15 protein-coding genes are annotated in these 20,346 nt (G+C 65.6%); 7 read left to right on the plus strand and 8 right to left on the minus strand.

Annotated features, from left to right (window positions below):
- Positions 1-83: 83 nt before the first annotated feature.
- Positions 84-236 (plus strand): PSPA7_2676 family Cys-rich small protein, encoded by a 153-nt coding sequence (locus ACQ5BL_RS20350; RefSeq protein WP_279381565.1) that lies wholly within the window; start codon positions 84-86, stop codon positions 234-236.
- A 67-nt stretch (positions 237-303) separates the two neighbouring features.
- Here the strand turns inward: ACQ5BL_RS20350 and peaD are convergent, their stop codons facing one another.
- The 5 genes from peaD to ccsA form a co-directional block, all read right to left on the minus strand.
- A complete protein-coding gene (gene peaD, locus ACQ5BL_RS20355; RefSeq protein ID WP_243806763.1) occupies positions 304-1,425 on the minus strand; it encodes a quinohemoprotein amine dehydrogenase subunit beta in 1,122 nt (373 codons plus the stop codon).
- Between the two features lie 29 nt (positions 1,426-1,454).
- On the minus strand, positions 1,455-1,778 hold the full coding sequence (gene qhpC / locus ACQ5BL_RS20360; RefSeq protein WP_152223974.1) for a quinohemoprotein amine dehydrogenase subunit gamma: 324 nt from the start codon (positions 1,776-1,778) through the stop codon (positions 1,455-1,457).
- Position 1,779: 1 nt separating this feature from the next.
- On the minus strand, positions 1,780-3,210 hold the full coding sequence (gene peaB / locus ACQ5BL_RS20365; protein WP_243806765.1) for a quinohemoprotein amine dehydrogenase maturation protein: 1,431 nt from the start codon (positions 3,208-3,210) through the stop codon (positions 1,780-1,782).
- A gap of 76 nt (positions 3,211-3,286) precedes the next feature.
- Positions 3,287-4,855, minus strand: a complete 1,569-nt coding sequence (gene peaA / locus ACQ5BL_RS20370; protein WP_430293227.1) for a quinohemoprotein amine dehydrogenase subunit alpha — start codon at positions 4,853-4,855, stop codon at positions 3,287-3,289.
- A gap of 206 nt (positions 4,856-5,061) precedes the next feature.
- Positions 5,062-7,236, minus strand: coding sequence for a cytochrome c biogenesis protein CcsA (gene ccsA / locus ACQ5BL_RS20375; protein ID WP_243806769.1), 2,175 nt, complete (start codon positions 7,234-7,236; stop codon positions 5,062-5,064).
- A 489-nt stretch (positions 7,237-7,725) separates the two neighbouring features.
- Between ccsA and ACQ5BL_RS20380 the strand changes: the two genes are divergently transcribed.
- From ACQ5BL_RS20380 to ACQ5BL_RS20395, 4 genes are all read left to right on the plus strand, one after another.
- Entirely contained in the window at positions 7,726-9,402 is a 1,677-nt protein-coding gene (locus ACQ5BL_RS20380; RefSeq protein ID WP_243806771.1) for an MFS transporter, read from the plus strand.
- A gap of 441 nt (positions 9,403-9,843) precedes the next feature.
- A complete protein-coding gene (locus ACQ5BL_RS20385) occupies positions 9,844-11,337 on the plus strand; it encodes an aldehyde dehydrogenase family protein (RefSeq protein ID WP_243806772.1) in 1,494 nt (497 codons plus the stop codon).
- A 405-nt stretch (positions 11,338-11,742) separates the two neighbouring features.
- Positions 11,743-13,170 carry a GABA permease gene (gene gabP, locus ACQ5BL_RS20390; RefSeq protein WP_243806774.1) on the plus strand — a complete coding sequence of 476 codons (1,428 nt, stop codon included), beginning with the start codon at positions 11,743-11,745 and terminating at the stop codon, positions 13,168-13,170.
- A 79-nt stretch (positions 13,171-13,249) separates the two neighbouring features.
- Positions 13,250-14,248 carry a GlxA family transcriptional regulator gene (locus ACQ5BL_RS20395; protein WP_207885542.1) on the plus strand — a complete coding sequence of 333 codons (999 nt, stop codon included), beginning with the start codon at positions 13,250-13,252 and terminating at the stop codon, positions 14,246-14,248.
- 629 nt (positions 14,249-14,877) lie between these two features.
- On the opposite strand, the gene ACQ5BL_RS20400 is transcribed toward ACQ5BL_RS20395, so the two are convergent.
- From ACQ5BL_RS20400 to ACQ5BL_RS20410, 3 genes are all read right to left on the minus strand, one after another.
- Positions 14,878-16,572 (minus strand): amidase, encoded by a 1,695-nt coding sequence (locus tag ACQ5BL_RS20400; protein WP_243806776.1) that lies wholly within the window; start codon positions 16,570-16,572, stop codon positions 14,878-14,880.
- 372 nt (positions 16,573-16,944) lie between these two features.
- Entirely contained in the window at positions 16,945-17,448 is a 504-nt protein-coding gene (locus ACQ5BL_RS20405) for an outer membrane beta-barrel protein (protein ID WP_243806778.1), read from the minus strand.
- 493 nt (positions 17,449-17,941) lie between these two features.
- Positions 17,942-18,631: a B3/B4 domain-containing protein gene (locus tag ACQ5BL_RS20410; protein WP_243806781.1), complete on the minus strand. Its 690-nt coding sequence runs from the start codon at positions 18,629-18,631 to the stop codon at positions 17,942-17,944.
- Positions 18,632-19,238: 607 nt separating this feature from the next.
- Between ACQ5BL_RS20410 and ACQ5BL_RS20415 the strand changes: the two genes are divergently transcribed.
- On the plus strand, positions 19,239-19,520 hold the full coding sequence (locus ACQ5BL_RS20415; RefSeq protein ID WP_243806792.1) for a hypothetical protein: 282 nt from the start codon (positions 19,239-19,241) through the stop codon (positions 19,518-19,520).
- The gene (locus ACQ5BL_RS20420; RefSeq protein WP_243806793.1) at positions 19,517-19,969 is read left to right on the plus strand and encodes a hypothetical protein; all 453 of its coding nucleotides are present in this window, start codon (positions 19,517-19,519) and stop codon (positions 19,967-19,969) included. The genes ACQ5BL_RS20415 and ACQ5BL_RS20420 overlap by 4 nt, the downstream gene beginning before the upstream one ends.
- The last annotated feature ends 377 nt before the right edge of the window (positions 19,970-20,346 follow it).

Raw genomic sequence — 20,346 nt, forward strand, 5'->3', positions numbered from 1 at the left:
CCCGTCTCCGCACAAGAACAAGCCAGGAGCGTCACCTGCACCTTCTGCCTGTCTATGAACCGGAGCGATCCGGAGGAGGACACATGCGATTGCGCTGCTTTTTCCTGGGATGCCTGTGGGATGAAGGAAGTCTGACCGATGTCGGTCACCTGTCGATGCTGTGCCAGCGCTGTGCGCGCTGCGGCGCGCAGCGTTACCTGGCCCCCAGAAGCCCGAGCCCGGAGCCGGAAATCTGAAACCCACCCGAAAGAAATGCCCGGAGCACGCAGGTGCTCCGGGCATCGGGGTGTCGCTGGGGAGCTATCAGTTGGCCACGAAAGCCTGGCTGGTGGTGATCGCCATGTCGCCGCCGGGCAGCTTCAGATCGCCGAGGCGCTCCAGGCTGTTGGCGTCGAAGATCGCCACGTCGTTGAAGGTACCGGTCAGGTACAGCTTGTTGCCGGCCTTGTTGACGGTCAGGCAGTAGTAGGAGTGATCCAGGTTGGCGGCCTTGACCAGCTTCTGCTCCTTGATGTCGTACTTCGCCAGGCGGTTGAGCACGCCGTAGATGATGTTGCGGTCGGTCGGCGAGCGCATGCCGCTGAAGTACACCTCGGTGACCGGGCCGAAGTCGACGGTCTCGGTCTTGCCGGTGGCCAGGTCGATGTTGAAGAAGCCGTAGAGGAAGTCGGCGGTGGCCGGGTCCTGCTTGGCGTCCTTGAACTTCGCGGTGGTGTAGAACAGCGAGAAGTCACGCGGGTAGGTCTGCTGGTTCCACACGTAGAGCACATCTGGCGGCGCGTAGTTGGGGCGCTTCCAGTTGCGGCTGGGGATGGCCACGTCGAACTTGCCGGTCTTCACGTCCACCTTGTAGATGTCCGGGCCCGCCACGTAGAGGGTGCCGTCGTCGCCCGTCTGCATGATGGTCAGCTGGCGCGGCGCCGGGAAGGTGCGCACCGGCTTGGCGTTCATGCCATCGGCCACCGAATATATCTGCAGGCGCGGCTGCTGCACCTCGTAGTGCTCGGCGAGGATCTTGGTCGGGTTGGCGATGGCGTAGATCTCCTTGCCGTCATGGCTGACGGTCATGGAGAACATCGCCCGCGCGTTCTCGCCCGGCTTCTGCGCGATGGTGGCGTGGAACACCGGCTGGCAGTCGCTGAGCTGGATGCCGTAGATGTCCGCGTAGTGGTTGCTCAGGATGTAGACCACCTTGCGGTCCGGCGACAGCTGGGTCATGCCCGGGCCATAGGCGCCGGGGATGGTGCAGGTCTTGAACAGCTTGTCGGTCTGCATGTCGATGACGTGCAGGTTGTTCGGATAGTTGGTGCTGATCAGGTACTCGTGGCCACTTTCCAGCGCCTTGCCCTCGTCAGCGGCGACCGCTTGCAGCGCGCAGGCCAACGAGAGGCCGCCGAGCGCGGCGGCGAATGCTTTTCTGGACATGCAGGTTTTCCTCTTGTTCTTCTGTCCGCTCATTTGTCGTCCGGGAATACGGTGCCGAGGTTGCGCCAGTTCTCGGCCGAGGCCTGCGCATCCTTGTTCCAGTCGGGGTAGGTACTCATCATGTCCGGCACCTGGGCCGGCCACCAGCAGGGGTCGGAGCAGCCGTAGAGGTCCGCTTCCATCGGCTGGCAGAGCGAGGACACACCGCCGAACACATCGATCTCCCAGCCCGGGTCGGTGGTCGAGGCGCAACCGGCCACGGAGTTCATCGCCACCACGTCTTCGATACGATCTTCGGCGGCGGCCTGTTCAAGCTTCTGGGCTTTGTTGTTGATGGCTTTCAGATGTTTCATGTCAGTGCGCCTTCCGCGGAGTGATGTGGCGGTCGATGAAGCCGGGGTTGGCAGCCATGATCCGGCTGTAGACCTCGATGCCGAAGTCGACCCAGTCCCTCATCAGTTCGCAGTAGTGGTAGGTGGGATGCGCCGGATCGCCGTAGCGGGCATAGCTCTCGTGGTAGCAGCCGCCGGAGCAGAGGTTGCGGATACGGCAACTGGCGCAACCGGTGTCGGTGCGGTCCAGGCGCTGCGACAGGAAGTCGTTCAGCTCGGCCTGCTTCACCCCTTCGTGCACGTTGCCGAAGGTCGGCAAGGATGAACCGGTGAAGCGGTGGCAGAGGTTCAGCTCGCCCTTGTGGTCCACCGCCAGCATCTTCAGACCGGCGCCGCACGGCAGGGCCTTTTTCTGCCCTTCGTGGATGTCGGTGATCAGCTGGTGCAGGTTGGAGAAGCCGATGTTGCGCCCTTCCAGTGCCTCCTCCAGGTAACGCCGGCCGAGGGCCTTCATGTTGGCGAAGACATCCTTCAGCTCCTCCCCGGTGAGGTTGAAGCTGCTGATGTCGCCGGAGGTGACCGGCGCGAAACCGACCTCGGCAAAGCCCATCTCGTTGAACAGGTGGTCCCAGATGGTCTCGACGTCGGTGACGCCGGTGGTCAGGGTCACCCGCGCGCCGACCGGCCGCGAGGTGTAGCGCGAAAGCAGCATGTCGGCCTTGCGCCGCACCACGTCATAGGTGCCCTGCCCGCCCACGGTGATGCGGTTGCGGTCGTGCACCGTCTTCGGCCCGTCGATGCTGATGGAAAGACCGAAGCGATGGGCGTTGAGCCAGTCGATGATCTCCTCGGTCAGCAGCGTGGCGTTGGTGGTCATGACGAAGTCCACCGTCTTGCCCAGCTCGCCGAAGCGGCGCTCGCAGTAGGCGACCATGTGCTCGATCAGCGGGCGGTTGGACAGCGGCTCGCCACCGAAGAACACCACGGTGTAGCGCTGCTCGTCCGGCGACTCCTTGATCAGCATTTCCACCGACGCCTCGGCGGTCTCCGCGCCCATCTTCTTGCCGGCGGAGGGCTTGTCCAGGTCTTCCTTGTAGCAGTAGGTGCAGCTCAGGTTGCAGCCGGTGTTGACGTTCAGCACCACGGTGTTGAGCGCGGTGCGATCAACCTTCTTGATGCCGATTTCAGGGGTCAGCGGCGAGCCATCGCTGACCAGCTCCAGCGCGATCAGCTCGCGCAGGGTTTCGTCGATTTCCTCGGCGGCGAAACGCCCGCCCAGGCGTTGGGTCAGCTCGTCCGGCGAGCAGGCATGCCCGCGCAGCGCGTCGATGATCCCACCGGTCAGCTCGTCGCTGGCGAACAGCGAGGAGCTGGGGATGTGGAACAACAGGCGGTCGGCGTCCACCCGCACTTCGTGCAGGTTGCGTTCGACCAGATTCAAGATGGCGCCCATGGCGACCTCCCGGAACTCTCAGAATGTGCCCGCCCGCAGGCGGGACTCACGCGTTCAGTTCATCCGATTCCGACGGTTACGGGATCGGCGGGTTGTTCCAACGCTGCACGGTCACGATCATGTGCCCTTCGCCCTTGTGCGACTGGCCCGCGTCGTCCACCGCGGCAATCACCTTCAGGTTGCCGGCGTTGTTGGTCATCATCTTGCGCGCCGGGTTCGGGCCGGCGTCGCCCGGGGTGAAGATGCCGGTGTCGGCATCCATCTCTCCGGCGAACTTCACGTCCTGGTCTTCCTTGGCGCGGTCATCGAACGGCTCCACCGACCACTGCGCGGGGAACACGCCGATGCGGAACGGCTTGCCGTCGGCGCCCTTGCCCCAGGCCTCGGCATCGAAGCTGCCCTGGACCTTGGGTGTGGAGCCGCCGTTGCCACCGATACGGGCGACGGAGAACTCCGGCACCACCTTCACTTCGGCGATGTCCTTGTACACGGCCAGGCTGCCGCCCTTGGCGGTGCCGACCGCGACATCGTGCTCGCCGACCGTCGCCGCATCGTCGGCCTTGACCTTGACGGTCACGCGCTCAGGGCTCTGCGATACCACCGAGACCACGTCCACGCCCTTGCCGAACGACGGCTTGCCCTTCAGGCCAGTACCAACCACGGTGACCTCGGTCTCCGCGCCCGCCTTGATGTACGCCGGCTGCACGCCCAGCACATGGCTGGTGCCGCTCTTCGCCGCGACGAAGTCCAGGCCGCGCTCGTCGTGGGCCTTGTCGAACATGCGGCCCTGCATCTGGCCGTCGAGGGCGGCGAACACCTGGCGCATGCTCAGGTCGCCCACGGTGACGTTGCCGCGCCACTCGTAGCCGTTGTACAGCACCGCGCTGCCTTCGCCATTGAAGGCCTCGCCGTCGGCGTACTGGCCCTTCACGCTGACCTTGAAGGCATCGTCGCCGCTCTTGGCCACGCTCATGGTGCCGGCGACATCGCCCCGGCCCGGCATGTGCCCGGCGAAGCTCCACTCACCCGCCAGCGACTCGGCCTTCGGACGATGCTGCTTCCAGTCGCTCCAGGCCTTGCTGTCCAGCGGGTAGCGCTTGGCCAGCTCCGGGACCATGTCCTTCTTCGCCAGGTCGAACCAGTCGCGATCGCGGGACAGCGCCTGGTACTCCAGCGACGGCCAGCGGCCCAGGTGGAAGTTCACCAGCTTCTCCCACTCCGCCGCCGGGCGGCGTTGCAGGGCGAAGCGCGCACCCGAGTGGCAACGGGCACACATCTGCTCGAAGTTGGTATCGAATTTCTCGACGGTGTTCAGCCGGCGTTCCAGGGCGTAGCGCACGCCGTCGGTCTCGCTCGGCGCCAGGCCCTGCTTGTCGGCGAGGAACTTGACCACCGAACGGCGCTCGTCGTCAGTGATCTTCAGGCCGTACATCACCTGCATGCGCCCGATGCTCATCAGCCAACCCTCGGGGGTCTTGCGCTGGTGGCTGATGCGGCTCAGGGAGTTGTTGCCTTCGGGCGTGTGGCACGCCTGGCACTTGGCGTTGATGATCGCCTGGCCATCGGCGGCATTCGCCGGCTGGTGCAGCGCTAGGGCCAGAGCGGCCAGGGTTCCGGCACCCAGACAGTGCCGAAGTCGTGTCATCTTCAAGGTCAGGCCTCCTCGGTATTCTTGTTGGTTATTCGTGCCCACCGATGGGCTAAGCGCGATTGCGTCGAACGCTTGGTAGCGATTTAGCAGTTTGTGTGCCATTCCTTTGCGGGGCCCGCCGCATCAGGCTTGCGTCGGGTTTTGGCGGAGCCGTCGGCATTCCGGCCGAGGTTCGATGCGTCTAATTTCGCGATTGCTGTCTAACTCTGAGACACGGCCCCTGCGACGCCGTCTGAAGCAGTATGGCCGCGCTTTTTCAAAGCGCCGCCCGCCGGCAGCAACAGGGCGCCGAACAGCATCGTCAGCAGGCCGACCCAGACCAGCGAGAGAAACGGGTAGCGACGGATCACCACCACGCTTTCGATATCGTCGTCCGGCTGCTTCAGCAAGCGCGCCGAGGCCGGCACCCAGACCTGCAGGTCGCCGCTCCAGCCGCGCACGATGAAGGGGTGCAGCACGTAGCCCCGGTCCGAGGCGAAGCGCGCGTAGTGGTAGTCGAGAATCTCGCAGAGCTGGCGGACCGGGCCCTGGTAGGCCGGCGGATTGCCACGGCTGTCCTGGAACAGCGCATGGCCGGCGAGCGTGCGTTCGCCATCGCGCAGCTCCACCTTCGCCAACGCGTGGTAGCCGGAGAAATCCGGGCGATTGGAGTCGGGCGAGACGCGCAACTGCATGCCGCCGATCACCGGATGCCATTGCTCGAACGAGGTGCCCGGCGCAATGCTGACCTGCTGGTAGGAATTGAGCGCCGTTGCCGCCAATCCGCCGACCAGGGCGATCACCGCGCCGCCATGCACCAGGGCCACCCCACCGCTGTAGCGCAGGTTGCCCAGGCGCCGGCTGCGCCACAGGCTCAGCGCACCCCAGAGCAGGCAGCAGCCCATCAGGAAGGCGCCGCCCAGCAACGCAGCATCCAGCCAGGGCAGCACCGCCACCACGCTTTGCGAGAGCATGCCCTCGCCGTTGTAACCGCGACTCAGCCAGCCGCCGCGCCAACCGATCCAGAGCATCACCCCGGCCATCGCCCCGGTCGCCAGCAGCGCCAACCGGGGCCGCACGCCGCGACGCAGGAAGCTGTAGCCGCCGATCAGCCCGAGCACGCCCAGCAACGGCAGCAGCCAATGGGCCAGGCCGTAGCCGTTGACGTCCCACTGGTCGAAGGCACGACGCAGGCTGGCCATTTCCTCGGTGGTGGCCCAGGCGGTCAGGGTTTCGAAGAAGGGCTTGAGCTCGCTCGGCCGCTCCAGCCCCAGCCACTCGTACAGATGCGCCTGTACCAGTGCACCAAGGGCCAGCAGTCCGCTGCCGGCGAACAGGTAGATGGCCACGTCCAGCGTCCAGTCCGACGCGCCGCGCTGGCGCCCTGCCTCCGTTTGCGCGCGCCGGCCGGCAAGCAGGTAGAACGCCGCCAGCAGCAACAGGATCAGCGCCAGCGCCAGGTGGCTGAGCCACGACGTGGTGCCGATATAGCGGTGCGAGCTGGCCAGCACCGTGCTGCGGGTCACCGCCATCGCCACGCAGGCCATGGCCGCCGCCAGCAGGCTAAGCACGGGCAGCAGGCGGCGGTTGGCGCCGTCCGCGCGCCAGCGGCGGGCGCCATGCAGCACCGCGCCGAGCAGTGCCCAGATGACGAAAGCCGAGGTCTGTACCGGGTCCCAGTGCCAGAGCTGGCCGAAGGTGAAATCCTCCATCGCCCAGGCCATGCCCGCGCCGATGCCGGCGGTGAGCACCAGCCAGGCGCGCCGGCTGTAGCGCGGCATGATCCAGACATAGGCGCCACTGCCCTGCCCCAGCGCGCCGAGCGCGGCGCCTGCCGGCGCCAGCGCCCAGGCGTAGGCACACAGGATCAGCGGCGCGTGGAAGGACATCCAGAAGGTCTGCAAGTGTGCGTTCATGCCCTGGCTGGGCTGATGCGCCAGCCATTCGCCGGGCGTTGCGCTGAAGGGTCCGAGCCAGGCGGCGGTGGCCGTGTACCAGGCGGCGATCAGCGCCATCCCGCGTCCGGCCCAGCCGTCCAGCGTGCGGCCACTGAGGGCGGCGACCATGCAGAAGGTCGCCAGCAGCAGCACCGTGCCTTCGTCGCCGCCCCAGAGGTTGGAGAACTTCAGGTACGCCGGCAGCGCCGCGCTGCTGTACAGCCACGCGTAGCGCAGCTGGAAGTGGTCGGCCATCAGATGCAGCGCCAAAGCCAGGCAGGCTCCGCACAACACCCCCAGCGCCAGCGGCCAGCCGGGCAGGCGCAAGCCCGGTCGCAGCGCCCCCAGGGCGATCAGCGCGGCGACCGCCCAGAGCATTGCGTTCCCCAGCGACGGCGACAGCCAGAGCAATGCGCAAGCCGCCAGCGCGGCGCACAGCCCTGCAAGCAATGACGACATCCTCTTCAAGCAAGCCTCCCTTCTGACGGCGCCTGACCTGGCAGGCGTACGGACTCCTGCCCTCTCACATTGCGTGCCAGAGGCGAAAACCCTTGGGAAACAATCCATTGCCCCACGCAGAAGGACGCGAGGCCGTGGCAATTCGCGACGGCTGTATCAGCCTGAGACATCCCGGACAGTTTTAGACGATGGTCGAATGCCCCGGGCGCGCACGCCGCAACGGGGGGCCCGGAAATACCGCGGCAGCGGCCTTATCCGAGTCCGTGCGTCGGAAATAACGTCCTCATCCGCGCCAGCCGTGGGTTTGCCGGTCATATGACTGGATACCCGAGTCATGCCGGTTATCCTTATTCATGACCTTGCCCCGGCAAGGCCGCCTGTTTTCACGCTTCGCGCAATCCGTATGACGATGGCATCAGCCCCAGGGCCAGAGTACGGCAGCGGTATGAAGGGACTCCGGCCTTTCACAAGAACAAGACGGAGAAGAACATGGCGCAGACATACAGCCCGGCCGCGGGCAACGCCCCCCACAGCGGCATCACCAAGGAGGAGCGCAAGGTCATCTTCGCTTCCTCCCTCGGCACCGTATTCGAGTGGTACGACTTCTACCTGTACGGTTCACTGGCGGCGATCATCGCCAAACACTTCTTCGCCGGGGTTAACGAGACCACCGCCTTCATCTTCGCCCTGCTGGCCTTCGCCGCCGGCTTCGCGGTGCGTCCCTTCGGCGCCATCGTGTTCGGCCGCCTGGGCGACATGATCGGCCGCAAGCACACCTTCCTCATCACCATCGTGATCATGGGTCTCTCCACCGCCGTGGTCGGCCTGCTGCCGGCCTACGCCACCATCGGCGTGGCGGCGCCGATCATCCTGATCACCCTGCGCATGCTCCAGGGCCTCGCCCTGGGCGGCGAGTACGGCGGTGCGGCGACCTACGTGGCGGAGCACGCGCCACAAGGCAAGCGCGGCTTCTTCACCTCGTGGATCCAGACCACCGCCACCCTCGGCCTGTTCCTCTCGCTGCTGGTGATCATGGCCTGCCGCACCGCGCTGGGTACCGAGGCGTTCGAGTCCTGGGGCTGGCGCGTGCCGTTCCTGCTGTCGATCCTGCTGCTGATCGTCTCGGTGTACATCCGCCTGCAACTCTCCGAGTCTCCGGTGTTCAAGCGCATCAAGGAAGAAGGCAAGGCGTCCAAGGCGCCGCTGACCGAATCCTTCGGCCGCTGGGACAACCTCAAGGTGGTGATCATGTCGCTGCTCGGCGGTACCGCCGGGCAGGCCGTGGTCTGGTACACCGGGCAGTTCTACGCGCTGTTCTTCCTCCTGCAGATCCTCAAGATCGACGCGCAGACCGCCAACTTCCTGATCGCCGGCTCCCTGCTGCTGGGCACGCCGTTCTTCGTGTTCTTCGGCAGCCTCTCGGACAAGATCGGCCGCAAGCCGATCATCATGGCCGGCTGCATCCTCGCCGCAGTGACCTACTTCCCGATCTTCCACGGGCTGACCCAGTTCGGTAACCCCGAGGTGTTCGCCGCCCAGGAGCGGAACCCGGTCACCGTGGTCGCCGACCCGGCGCAGTGCTCGTTCCAGTTCGACCCGGTGGGCAAGGCGAAATTCGTCAGCTCCTGCGACCTGGCCAAGAGCCTGCTGGCGAAGAAGGCCATCCCCTACGAGAACGTCAAGGCCGAGGCCGGCGCCGTGGCCCAGGTGCACATCGGCGACAAGGTCATCGCCAGCTTCGAAGGCAGCGGCATGGCGGCAGCGGACTTCAAGGCACAGTCCGACGCCCTCACCGCGCAGATGGGCAGCGCCCTGAAGGACGCCGGCTACCCCGAGAAGGCCGACCCGGCAAAGATCAACCACCTGGCCATGCTGCTGCTCCTGACCGTGCTGGTGATCTACGTGACCATGGTCTACGGGCCGATCGCCGCCTGGCTGGTGGAACTCTTCCCGGCGCGCATCCGCTACACCTCGATGTCGCTGCCCTACCACATCGGCAATGGCTGGTTCGGCGGCTTCCTGCCGACCGTGGCCTTCGCCATGGTGGCGGCCACCGGGGACATCTACTACGGCCTCTGGTACCCGATCGTCATCGCGGTGATGACGGCGATCCTCGGCACCTTCTTCCTCCCGGAAACCAAGGACCGGGAGATTCACCACGGCTGAGTCCCTGCGGGCGTGCAACCGTTCGCGGTTGTACGCCCGCAGGGAGGATCGGCTCTCGTAGGAGCGGAGCTTCTCCGCGATGCTCTTCTGCGAGGTTGACCATTCGCGGACAAGGTCCGCTCCTACGAAAGCGGGTACGGTGCCGGGGTCTTCCCCTGTAGGAGCGGGCCATGCCCGCGATCGCGCGCACGGCGCGCTCCTACAGTTCCCTCAGGTGCGGGATTCGGTCGCTGGAGGCCCAGCGTCCGGCCTGCCTGCCGTCTCAGCCAATGTCGCAATGTGCGACAACCGCTCGCTCCACGATGACCATCTAAATCCATAAACTCCTTTAATTTCAAACAGTTGAACAGAAGCTCAAGCATTGGCACAGCCGTTGCGATGTCCGCTCCCAACCTGCTCCCGATCCGAGCAGAACGAACAGACCAACAAGAGGCAACTGCAATGCTCGCTTCCCTGCCCATCAAGCCCGAATCCCGTGCCTTCCTGCAGCGCGCGCCGAAAATGCTGATCGGTGCCGACTGGACCTCCGCCAGCGACGGCGCCCTGATGGACCTGCGCAACCCTGCCACCGGCGAAGTGCTCTGCCAGGTCCCGGCCGGCACCGCCGCCGATGTCGACCGCGCCGTGCGCGCCGCGCGCCAGGCCTTCGATGACTCGGCCTGGAGCCGCACCCGTCCGCGCGAACGGCAGAACCTGCTGTGGAAGCTCGCCGACCTGATGGAGCGCGACGCCGATCTGCTGGCCGAACTGGAATGCCTGAACAACGGCAAGAGCGCCGCCGTCGCCCGCGTGATGGATGTACAACTGGCCATCGACTTCCTGCGCTACATGGCCGGCTACGCCACCAAGATCGAAGGCACCACCGTGGACGTATCCATGCCGCTGATGCCCGAGGGCGACTTCCACGGCTACATCCGCCGCGAGGCCGTCGGCGTGGTGGGCGCCATCGTCGCCTGGAACTTCCCGCTGCTGCTGGCCTGCTGGAAGCTCGGCCCGGCGCTGGCCACCGGCTGCACCGTGGTGCTCAAGCCCGCCGACGAAACCCCGCTGTCCGCCTTGAAACTCGCCGAACTGGTGCTCGAAGCCGGCTACCCGGCCGGCGTGTTCAATGTCGTCACCGGCACCGGCATCACCGCCGGCGCCGCCCTCTCCCACCACCCGCTGGTGGACAAGCTGACCTTCACCGGCTCGACCCCGGTCGGCAAGGAGATCGGCAAGGCGGCCATGGACAACATGACCCGCGTGACCCTGGAGCTGGGCGGCAAGTCGCCGACCATCGTCATGGCCGACGCCGACCTGACCACCGCCGCAGCCGGCGCCGCCCAGGCGATCTTCTTCAACCAGGGCCAGGTCTGCTGCGCCGGTTCGCGCCTCTACGTGCAGCGCAAGCACTTCGACAACGTGGTGGCCGACATCGCCGGCATCGCCAACGGCATGAAGCTGGGCAACGGCCTGGACCCGAGCATCGACATGGGTCCGCTGATCTCCGCCAAGCAGCAGAAGCGCGTGTTCGACTACATCGAACTGGGTCGCGACAAGGGCGCCACCATCGCCTGCGGCGGCGAGCAGTTCGGCCCCGGCTACTTCGTTAAACCCACGGTGATCGTCGACGTCGATCAGAAGAACCCACTGGTGCAGGAGGAAATCTTCGGCCCGGTGCTGGTCGCCATGCCCTTCGACGACATCGACGACGCCCTGCGCCTGGCCAACGACAGCCCCTACGGCCTGGGCGCGAGCATCTGGTCCAACGACCTGTCGGCGGTGCACCGCATGGTGCCGCGCATCAAGTCCGGCTCGGTGTGGGTCAACTGCCACAGCGCGCTGGACCCGGCGCTGCCCTTCGGCGGCTACAAGATGTCCGGCCTGGGCCGCGAAATGGGCGCCGCCGCCATCGAGCACTACACCGAACTGAAATCGGTGCTGATCCGCCTGTAACACCCTGCTGCCTACCTCGACCGGCGATCCCTTGCGCCGGTCCCTCGCATCCCCCGGTTGCCACAGTGGCCGGGGGATTTTTTTGGCCGCCCGCAGGGCCGGGTGCCCTGCATTAGCGACATTCCCCAAAGCCGTCGTCCGGTGCAGAATCCGCGGCGCAGAGCGGCCCATCGCCAGTATCCGTCGACGCACAATGTCGTTTTTGGCCATGCCCGTGGCGATCCTGAACAACTGACAGGACGCCCATCTGGCATAGCTTGAGCCCCGCGTGATGCTGGCGTTCCTGCACGACACTCCCAAGCCCCCCATCGACCCGCGAGGAACGGGATCGTGGCTTGGTGGAAACCGTTGGGGCCCGTGGCCACGCGCCCTCCATAAGAACAATTTCAAAAAGAAGGCCGACAGATGAGTGCACCCAGTGTGAAAGGCGCCAATGGCGATCTGGTGCAGGGCTTCAAGCCCCGCCACGTAACCATGCTCTCCATCGCGGGAATCATCGGCGCAGGGTTGTTCGTGGGCTCCGGTCACGCGATTGCCGCCGCCGGACCCGCCGCCATAGTGGCCTACGCCCTCTCCGGGCTGCTTGTGGTACTGGTGATGCGCATGCTGGGCGAAATGGCCGTGGCCAGCCCCGACACCGGTTCCTTCTCCGCTTACGCCGACCAGGCCATCGGCCGTTGGGCCGGCTTCACCATCGGCTGGCTGTACTGGTGGTTCTGGGTGCTGGTCATCCCCATCGAAGCCATCGCCGCCGGGGTGATCCTCAACACCTGGTTCCCGCAGGTCGAGACCTGGGTATTCGCCCTGTCGATGACGATGCTGCTGACCCTCACCAACCTGTTCAGCGTCGCCAAGTACGGCGAGTTCGAATTCTGGTTCGCCATGCTCAAGGTCGCCGCCATCATCCTGTTCATCGGCCTGGGCGCGGCGGCCCTGCTCGGCCTGCTGCCCGGCCACGAGGTCAGCGGCCTGCAGAGGATCATGGGCGAACACGGCGGCTTCATGCCCAACGGCTGGACGGCCATCTTCAGTGCACTGATCACCACCCTGTTCAGCTTCATCGGCACCGAGGCGGTGACCATCGCCGCCGCCGAATCCAGCGACCCCAGCCGCAACATCGCCAAGGCCACCCGCTCGGTGATCTGGCGCATCAGCGTGTTCTACCTGCTGTCGATCCTGGTGATCATCTCCGTGGTGCCGTGGGACGACCCGCGCCTGGTCGAACTGGGCTCCTACCAGCGCGCCCTGGAACTGATGAACATCCCCCACGCCAAGCTGATGATGGACCTGGTGGTGCTGGTCGCGGTCGCCAGCTGCCTGAACTCCTCGGTCTACATCGCCTCGCGGATGATCTACTCGCTGAGCCGCCGCAACGACGCGCCGGCCTTCATCCAGCGCACCTCGGCGGCCGGCGTGCCGCGCGCGGCGGTGATCGCCAGCACCCTGATCGGCATGGGCACCACCCTGCTGAACTTCTTCGCCCCGGGCCGCCTGTTCGACTTCCTGCTCGCCAGCTCCGGCTCCATCGCCCTGCTCGTCTACCTGGCCATCGCCGTGTCGCAGCTGCGCATGCGCGGCATCCTTCGTCGCCGCGGCCAACTGCCAGTATTCCGCATGTGGCTGTTCCCCTGGCTGACCTGGCTGGTGATCGGCCTGATCAGCCTGATCCTCACGGTGATGTTCATCATGCCCTCGCACCGCGTGGAAGTCGGTTCTACTCTGGCGTTGACCGTGGTGATCATTCTGCTCAGCCAGACCAGCCGGCGCACGGCGGGCCACGGCGAGCCGCAACCGGCACTCGGCCAGCGCGCCGCGACCGGCGCGGGCAACTGATACGGGCATGACGCGTCGCAGCGACGGCATCTGACGAACGAGGTGGCGATTGGTCGAACGGCGACAATTCAGTGGTGCCATGCAGGGACGTAACCTGCGCTTCATCGGCGAGCAACAGAAGGAGCCCACCCGCCAGGCGCGGGTGGGCTTTCTATTGCTCGAACACTTTTCCCTGCCGGCCTTCACCCAGGCGCTGGATACCCTGGTCACCGCCAACCTGATCCGCGCCGAAACCTTCGCCACCCAGACCTTCAGCCTCGACGGCGAATCGGTCACCAGCGACCTCGGCCTGGTGATCTGTCCCGGCGCGATGCTGACCTCCGCGCAACTCGCCGAGCTGGACCTGCTGGTGGTCTGCGGCGGTCTGCGCACACCGCTGCGGGCAACGCCGGAACTGACCCGCCTGCTGCAGATCGCCGCCGACAAGGGCGTCACCCTGGCCGGGCTGTGGAATGGCGCCTGGTTCCTCGGCCAGGCCGGGCTGCTGGACGGCTACCGCAGCGCCATCCACCCCGAACACCGCGCGGCCCTGGCGGAGATCGCCCGGCACAGCGAAGTCACCAGCGAAAGCTACCAGCTCGACCGCGACCGCCTCACCGCCGCCAGCCCCACCGGCGCCTTCAACCTGGTGCTGGAGTGGATCAACGCGCGCCACGGCCGCGAGCTGGTGGATGCCATCGTCGACATCCTCGCCTTCGAGGAATCGCGCTTCCGCCGCACCCGCCCTGCCCTGCACGAAAAGCTCAGCGAGCCGCTGCGCGAGGCGATCAACCTGATGAGCGCGAACATCGAGGAACCGCTCAGCCAGGACCAGCTCTCGCAGTACGTGGGGCGATCCAAGCGGCAGATCGAGCGGCTGTTCCAGGAGCAACTGGGGACCACGCCGGTGCGCTATTACCTGGAGCTGCGCATCACCGAGAGCCGGCGCCTGCTGCAGCATTCCAACCTGCCGATGTACGAGGTGGCCCTGGCCTGCGGCTTCGTCTCGCCCAGCCATTTCAGCAAGTGCTACACCTCGTTCTACGGCTACTCGCCGTCCAAGGAAGTGCGCTACGGGAATGTGAAATCGGCCAAGTGAGCGAGAGAGACACGGGAGGATGGGCTCTCGTAGGAGCAACTGTCTTGTCCCGGACTAAATCCGTGCCTGTGCTTCCCCCTCACCCCAACCCTCTCCCTCAGGGAGAGGGGGCAGATCGTGCCGGCTGAGACCAAGATTTCCTCCTGCACCGAACAGTCCCCTCTCCCGCTTGCGGGAGAGGGTTAGGGTGAGGGGCTCTTGATCTCGTAGGAGCGGAGCTTCTCCGCGATGCTCTTCTGCAAGGCCGCCTCTTCGCGGACAAGGTCCGCTCCTACGAAAGCGAATCGGTGCTCCGGTCCACCAGAAGGAACACCCTGTAGGAGCGCGCCATGCGCGCGATCGCGGGCATGGCCCGCTCCTACGGGATCACGCCGGCGCCCCATGAGCGGACTCCGGCCGCGATCCGCCGGCAAGGCCGGCGCAGGGTCGGTTCGCGAGCAAGCTCGCTCCTACGAAGAGCTGGCGCGGCACACCCTGCAGGACCGAGGGGACGCCCAGTCCTTGCTCGCGAACCATTGCCCATCAATGCACCGGGCCATCGAAAACGCGCTGCCAACGCTTTCCGACCCCATAAAAAAACCGCGCCCCTGGGAGCGCGGTTTTCTCTCTTGCGTGAAGCAACGAACCGATCAGGCCAGCGGCGGCGTGCTCGGCGGCACCATGCGCCGGGAGCCGGTAGCCTCGAAGGCCGCGGCGAAACGCAGCAGCGCGGAGTCGTCATAGGCGCGACCGGCGAAGGTCAGGCCCACCGGCATGCCGATGTCGGCCATCACGCCCATGGGCACGGTGACGGTCGGCACGCCCAGGTGACGGATCGCCAGGTTGCCGTTGGCCACCCAGATGCCGTTGCTCCAGGCGATGTCGGCCGATTCCGGATTCACGTCGGCGTCCGCCGGGCCCACGTCGGCCACGGTCGGGAACAGCACGGCGTCCAGCTTCAGGCCGTCCATCCAGTCTTCCAGATCCAGCTTGCGGGTCTTTTCCAGGCCGCGCAGGCCGTCGGGCAGGGTCTCGATCTGGTCCCAGGTCTTCAGGCCGCGCTTGGCCATGTTGACGTACTCGTCCATGCCCGCAACCAGGTCGTCTTCACGGTTCGGCAGGGTGCCGGGGTCGTGCGGGAAGATCTTCGGACCGTCGGCGTCGGCCAGCTTGTTCAGCTTGGGATCGCCATTGGCACGGAGGAAATCGTCGAAGGCCCAGCCGGAGAGTTCCCACAGCTCATCGTGAAGGAATTCCGGCGAGACGATGCCGCGGTTGAACACGGTCGGCGCGCCGGGACGGTCGCCCTCGCAGTTGGAGACCAGCGGGAAGTCCACTTCGATGACTTCGGCGCCGGCGGCTTCCAGGGCCTTGCGGGCCTGTTCCCAGAGGTCGATGACCGAGGCGCGGGTGTTGATACGCTGGCCGGTCGGACCGCCGATGCCGGGCTTCTCGCTGGTGCCGGCCAGTTCGTCCTTGTTGATGTACATGCGCGGCACGCCCAGGCGCTTGCCTTTCAGGGCTTCAGGGCCCGCGGCGAGGTCCAGGTAGGAGGCCGGGCGCACTTCGGAGACGGCGGGGATCGGCACCCAGGGCTGCAGGCGCCACAGGTCGCCGCGCTTGTCGGCGTCTTCGGCAACCACCACGTCGAGTACTTCCAGCAGGTCGGCCATGGTGCGCGCGTAGGGCACGACCACATCCATGGTCGGGGTCAGCGGCCAGTTGCCGCGTACCGAGATCACGCCACGGGACGGGGTGTAGGCGCACAGGCCGTTGTTCGAGGCCGGGCCACGACCGCTGGACCAGGTTTCTTCCGCCAGGCCGAAGGCCGAGAAGCTCGCGGCGGTCGCGGTGCCGGCGCCGTTGGAGGAGCCGGAGGCGAAGGGCGCGGTGAGGAACTTGCGGTTGTACGGGCTTTCCGCACGGCCATAAACGCCGCGCTGCATACCGCCGTTGGCCATGGGCGGCATGTTGGTCTTGCCCAGGCAGATGGCGCCAGCGGCGCGCAGGCGCTCGATGGTGAAGGCATCGCGGTAGGCGATCAGGTCCTTGAAGGCCGGGCTGCCGGAGGCGGCGGTCAGGCCCTTGACCAGGTAGCTGTCCTTGGCGGTGTAGGGGATGCCGTCCAGCGGGCCGAGGGTCTCGCCACGGGCGCGACGGGCATCGGAGGCTTCGGCTTCCTTCAGGGCGTCGGGGTTGCGCACGACCACGGCGTTGAGCTTGGTCGGGCCGTCGTAGGCGTCGATGCGCGCGAGGTAGGCCTTGACCAGTTCGACCGCGGTGGTGCGGCCCGACTCCAGGGCTTCACGCAGCTGCGCAATGGAAACTTCGGTTACCTCGATCATGCTTTCACCGTCGGCTGAAGGGTGGTGGGAAGGGGCAGGTCTGCGTCGCGAAGGACCCAGACGTCGCAAGTCAGAAAATGCGTGTTCATCTCTATTCTCTTGTACTTCTGTTACGCGACGGGAGTGAGTGTACCGTCGGCCGGCGGCGTCCATCAGTCACCCGGAGGGCAGACCGGGAGCTGAAGTATGGCAAGTAAGGCGAATAAGGCCGCCAGGGCGCACACACTGGCACGTCCGATCAGAATACACAACACGCGTAAATTAAAAAAAACGCCCGCCGACTGGGGAATCGGCGGGCGAATGGGCGCCTGGGGGTCGCCCGATGGAATAGAGATCAGCGCATCGCCAAGCCGAGCGCTGTTGGGGGGAGGATCAGAAGCGGAAGTAGGCCGACAGGGTGGTCTGGTCGAGGTCGACGTCGCCGACCTTCAGGAACTCCTGCTCCAGGCGCACGCCCAGACCGCCCAGCACATCCATCTCCGCCCCGTAGCCGTAGAGGGCGTCCAGGTCCTCGGAGTTGCCGGTCACGTCATCGTCATCGGAGCGCCAGCCGTGCACACCGGCGGTACCGAACAGGCGAATGCGCTCGCCAACCGGGACGCCAAAGCGCACGTTGGCCTGTACCGACTGGCCCTCGAACTTCTTGTCGCCGTCGCTCATCTCGCCGAAATCGACCACCGCGCCTTCGAAAGCCAGGTAATTGTTCAGGCGATAGCCCGCATAGAATTTGTAGCTGTTGTCCTTGTCGTCGAAGCGCGACTCGTCGATCTCGCCCTGCGTGACACCGCCACCCACGTACAGGCCTCTGTCATCGGCAAACGCCAGCACCGGGGCCGACAGCAGGAACAGGGTGGAAATCACTTTTGCGACACGCATGAAAACTCCTTTCCGATGACAACCACTGCCACCGTACAAACTTGAAATGAATTGGATTCGGACAGGCGCCGTTCCCCGAATGGAAACCGCGCACTTAGCGCCAGATGGCGGAACGAATGAATAAGCGGAAGAACATCGAACCCGTTTGAATCACCCTCTCTATCCGGAACACAAGGCGGGGGCAATTAAATCCAACGAGGTATCAGGCTGGCTATCGTAGGTTCTCGATAGTCGGGAAATGGCCTTTCGAACCCGGAGAAGCGCCGGCCTTCAAGGCTCCGACGCCAACGACGAACAAAGCGGAACAGTCATTGCGCATTCATTGAGCGAAACTTTCGCTCAATGAATGCGGGCAAACTTCAACCGCCGCGGAATTGAGTCGCAGCATTGTTGCCGACTGAAGATTGAAATAGCGCAGGCAATATTTCGAACTTATTCGCCAATAATATGCCTTGCATTGAGCGGATATAAGCGAACGCAATCAGTCAGTCGATCACGCTGCGCCCACCCATCTCAACTCCGCTTTCATGCCGGGCATCATCCGCTGCAACCCGTCGATCAGTTGATCCCCCGCCTCCCGCAGCGCCTCCAGCGGCATTTCCGGCAGGCTTTCGAGGATGAACCACATCCACTGCGCCTCGGCGTCCAGGCGGGTGCGCACACCCTGGCGCCAGTTCCAGCGGCGGCAGGTGACGCCCAGCTCGTCGCGCCAGATCACCTCGCCGGCCTCGGGCGATTCGTGGGCCGGTACTCCCTCCTTCATCGTGTCGAACATTTCGCTGCCGTCGGCGACGACCAGCCTCGGCGTGCCGGCGTAGGCCGCCAGGTTCTCGCCACCGACCGGGATGGCGAAGCGCAGGCTCACGGCGTTGTACAGGTCCACCACCGGGTCGATGCTCGGCAGGCTGCCGTCGCGCAGCACGCGCTTGCGCAGGGCCAGTGCCGAGCAAGGTGTGCGCTGGGGCTTGGCACCGAAACGGCGAAACACCTCGCCCCAGGCCTCCAGGTGCGCCTCCGCCCAGGCCGGCGCGTCCGCCGCCAGTTCCTGGCAGGCGCGCTGCAGCGCTACGTCGGCCACTTCCGGATGGGTGATCGGAGCGGCCTCCACCGTGATGCTCAGGGCGCGAAAGCCCGGTGCGATATCGGTGATGGCGGAGTCGATGATGGGAGTGACCGGTTGCATGGCGGGGTCCTGTGTGAGGAGTGGCTTGCAGGCCAGCGCCGGGTGGCGCGCCCTGCCCGAGCATTTCTAACACTCGCCCTCCCACAGCCGCCATGAAAGCTCCGAATGAAGGATTAGTTCTGCTTATGAGACGCAGGAAAAATCAAAACCGCTAATGAGACTGAAGCGTTTTCCTGACGTCATTTTCGTGCACCGATGCAGAAAGACTTCCAGGTGATGTATACGAAATCTCCGACGTTCCTTTACCCTTGTGGGCCTACGAGCGCCGTCGATAGTCTCCCCTCGCCGCAGTTCCGCTGCGGTCGGGCGTAGCAACCCGAGCAACTTGTTCAAGGCGCGGTAGCGTCGTAGCCGTGAAGCATTGGAGTTCCATTCCAAGGGCTTCGCGTATCTATGGCGGGCCGCCGGAGCCGGACTTCGGTCTGGGCCGGGTTCCTTGGACACCGGTTTGCTACCTCCGTGCGGCCCGCCTCCCATTTCGCGTAGCAACGAAAGGGTTGCGGCTCCTGAATTGTCCAAGGAGCAATGGAAATGCACTATCCCCCTTTCACCCCCGCGCACCACCCTTCCCTTCGCTTTTCCGCCGCCTCCCTCCCGGAGGTGCGCCATGCCTGACTTCCACCCCGTTCCGCTGACCACCCAGCCCTATGACGACGTGCTGTTCGTCAACGCATCGGCATCGTCCGACCACCTGCGCGAAACCGCGCTGCGGCGGCTGACTGCCGTCGAGGACGTACTGCGACTGATGGAGGACGACACCGACCGTGGCCTGATCCACGCCACCGCCCGGCTGGCCTCGGCACTGGCACCGCTGGTGAGCGAGGCGCGGCAGCTCTACGAGCTGGCGCTGGACCGGCATGCAGGAACGATCCGGAGGACCGCCCCATGACCTACGCCGACGAACTCGCGTACCGCCACTACGAAGCGGCGCTGGTGGGCCTCGCTCGCATCGCTCAGAGCCAGCCGGCAAGCACCCGCACGGCCCTGCTGGAGGAAGTGCGCGGGCATATTGAGCAGGCCTTCTGGCAGGCGCGCCTGCGGCAGCAGGTGACCCCTGCCTCGGTGGCCGCAACGCCCTATTGCCGCGCCCTGCCCATCGGTCCGCAGCAGCAAGCACACGTAGACGCGCTGCGGCGGGGCATGCTGATGGCCGAGCGAAGTTTCGCCGTGGACGGGGAAGTTTCGCCCTGGAACTCGCTGTTGCATGGGCGCAAGCAGCTCAAGGATGGACACGAGCGGGAAAGTTTCGAATGCGGCTTCCTGATGCGCATGTTCCAGCTATTGCATGAGGCCTGTGCAACACGGCCGGCCGGTGCGCGGGCGAATAACTCCCTCTGATTCACGCGAGGTTGCTGGCGCCCGGATTATCGCGGGCAGAGTCCGCTCCTACGAGATCAAGAGCCCCTCACCCTAACCCTCTCCCGCAAGCGGGAGAGGGGACCGTCCGATGCAGGATGAAACCATGACGTCAGCCGGCACAATCTGCCCCCTCTCCCTTTGGGAGAGGGCTGGGGTGAGGGGGCGTGTTGGCACAGACTGTCCAGAAGACGACAGTTGCTCCTACGGTCCCGGCCACGCCGATTCCCACCGTAGGAGCGCGCCATGCGCGCGATCGCGGGCATGGCCCACTCCTACAAGAGCAACCCGTAGGCCTGGGACAGAACCGGCACGGCCATCAGCGCGGACCTTGTCTGCGGATCGCGGGCATGGCCACT

The organism is Pseudomonas sp. B1-22, assembly GCF_050474425.1.
In the GTDB taxonomy this organism is placed as follows: Bacteria; Pseudomonadota; Gammaproteobacteria; order Pseudomonadales; family Pseudomonadaceae; genus Pseudomonas.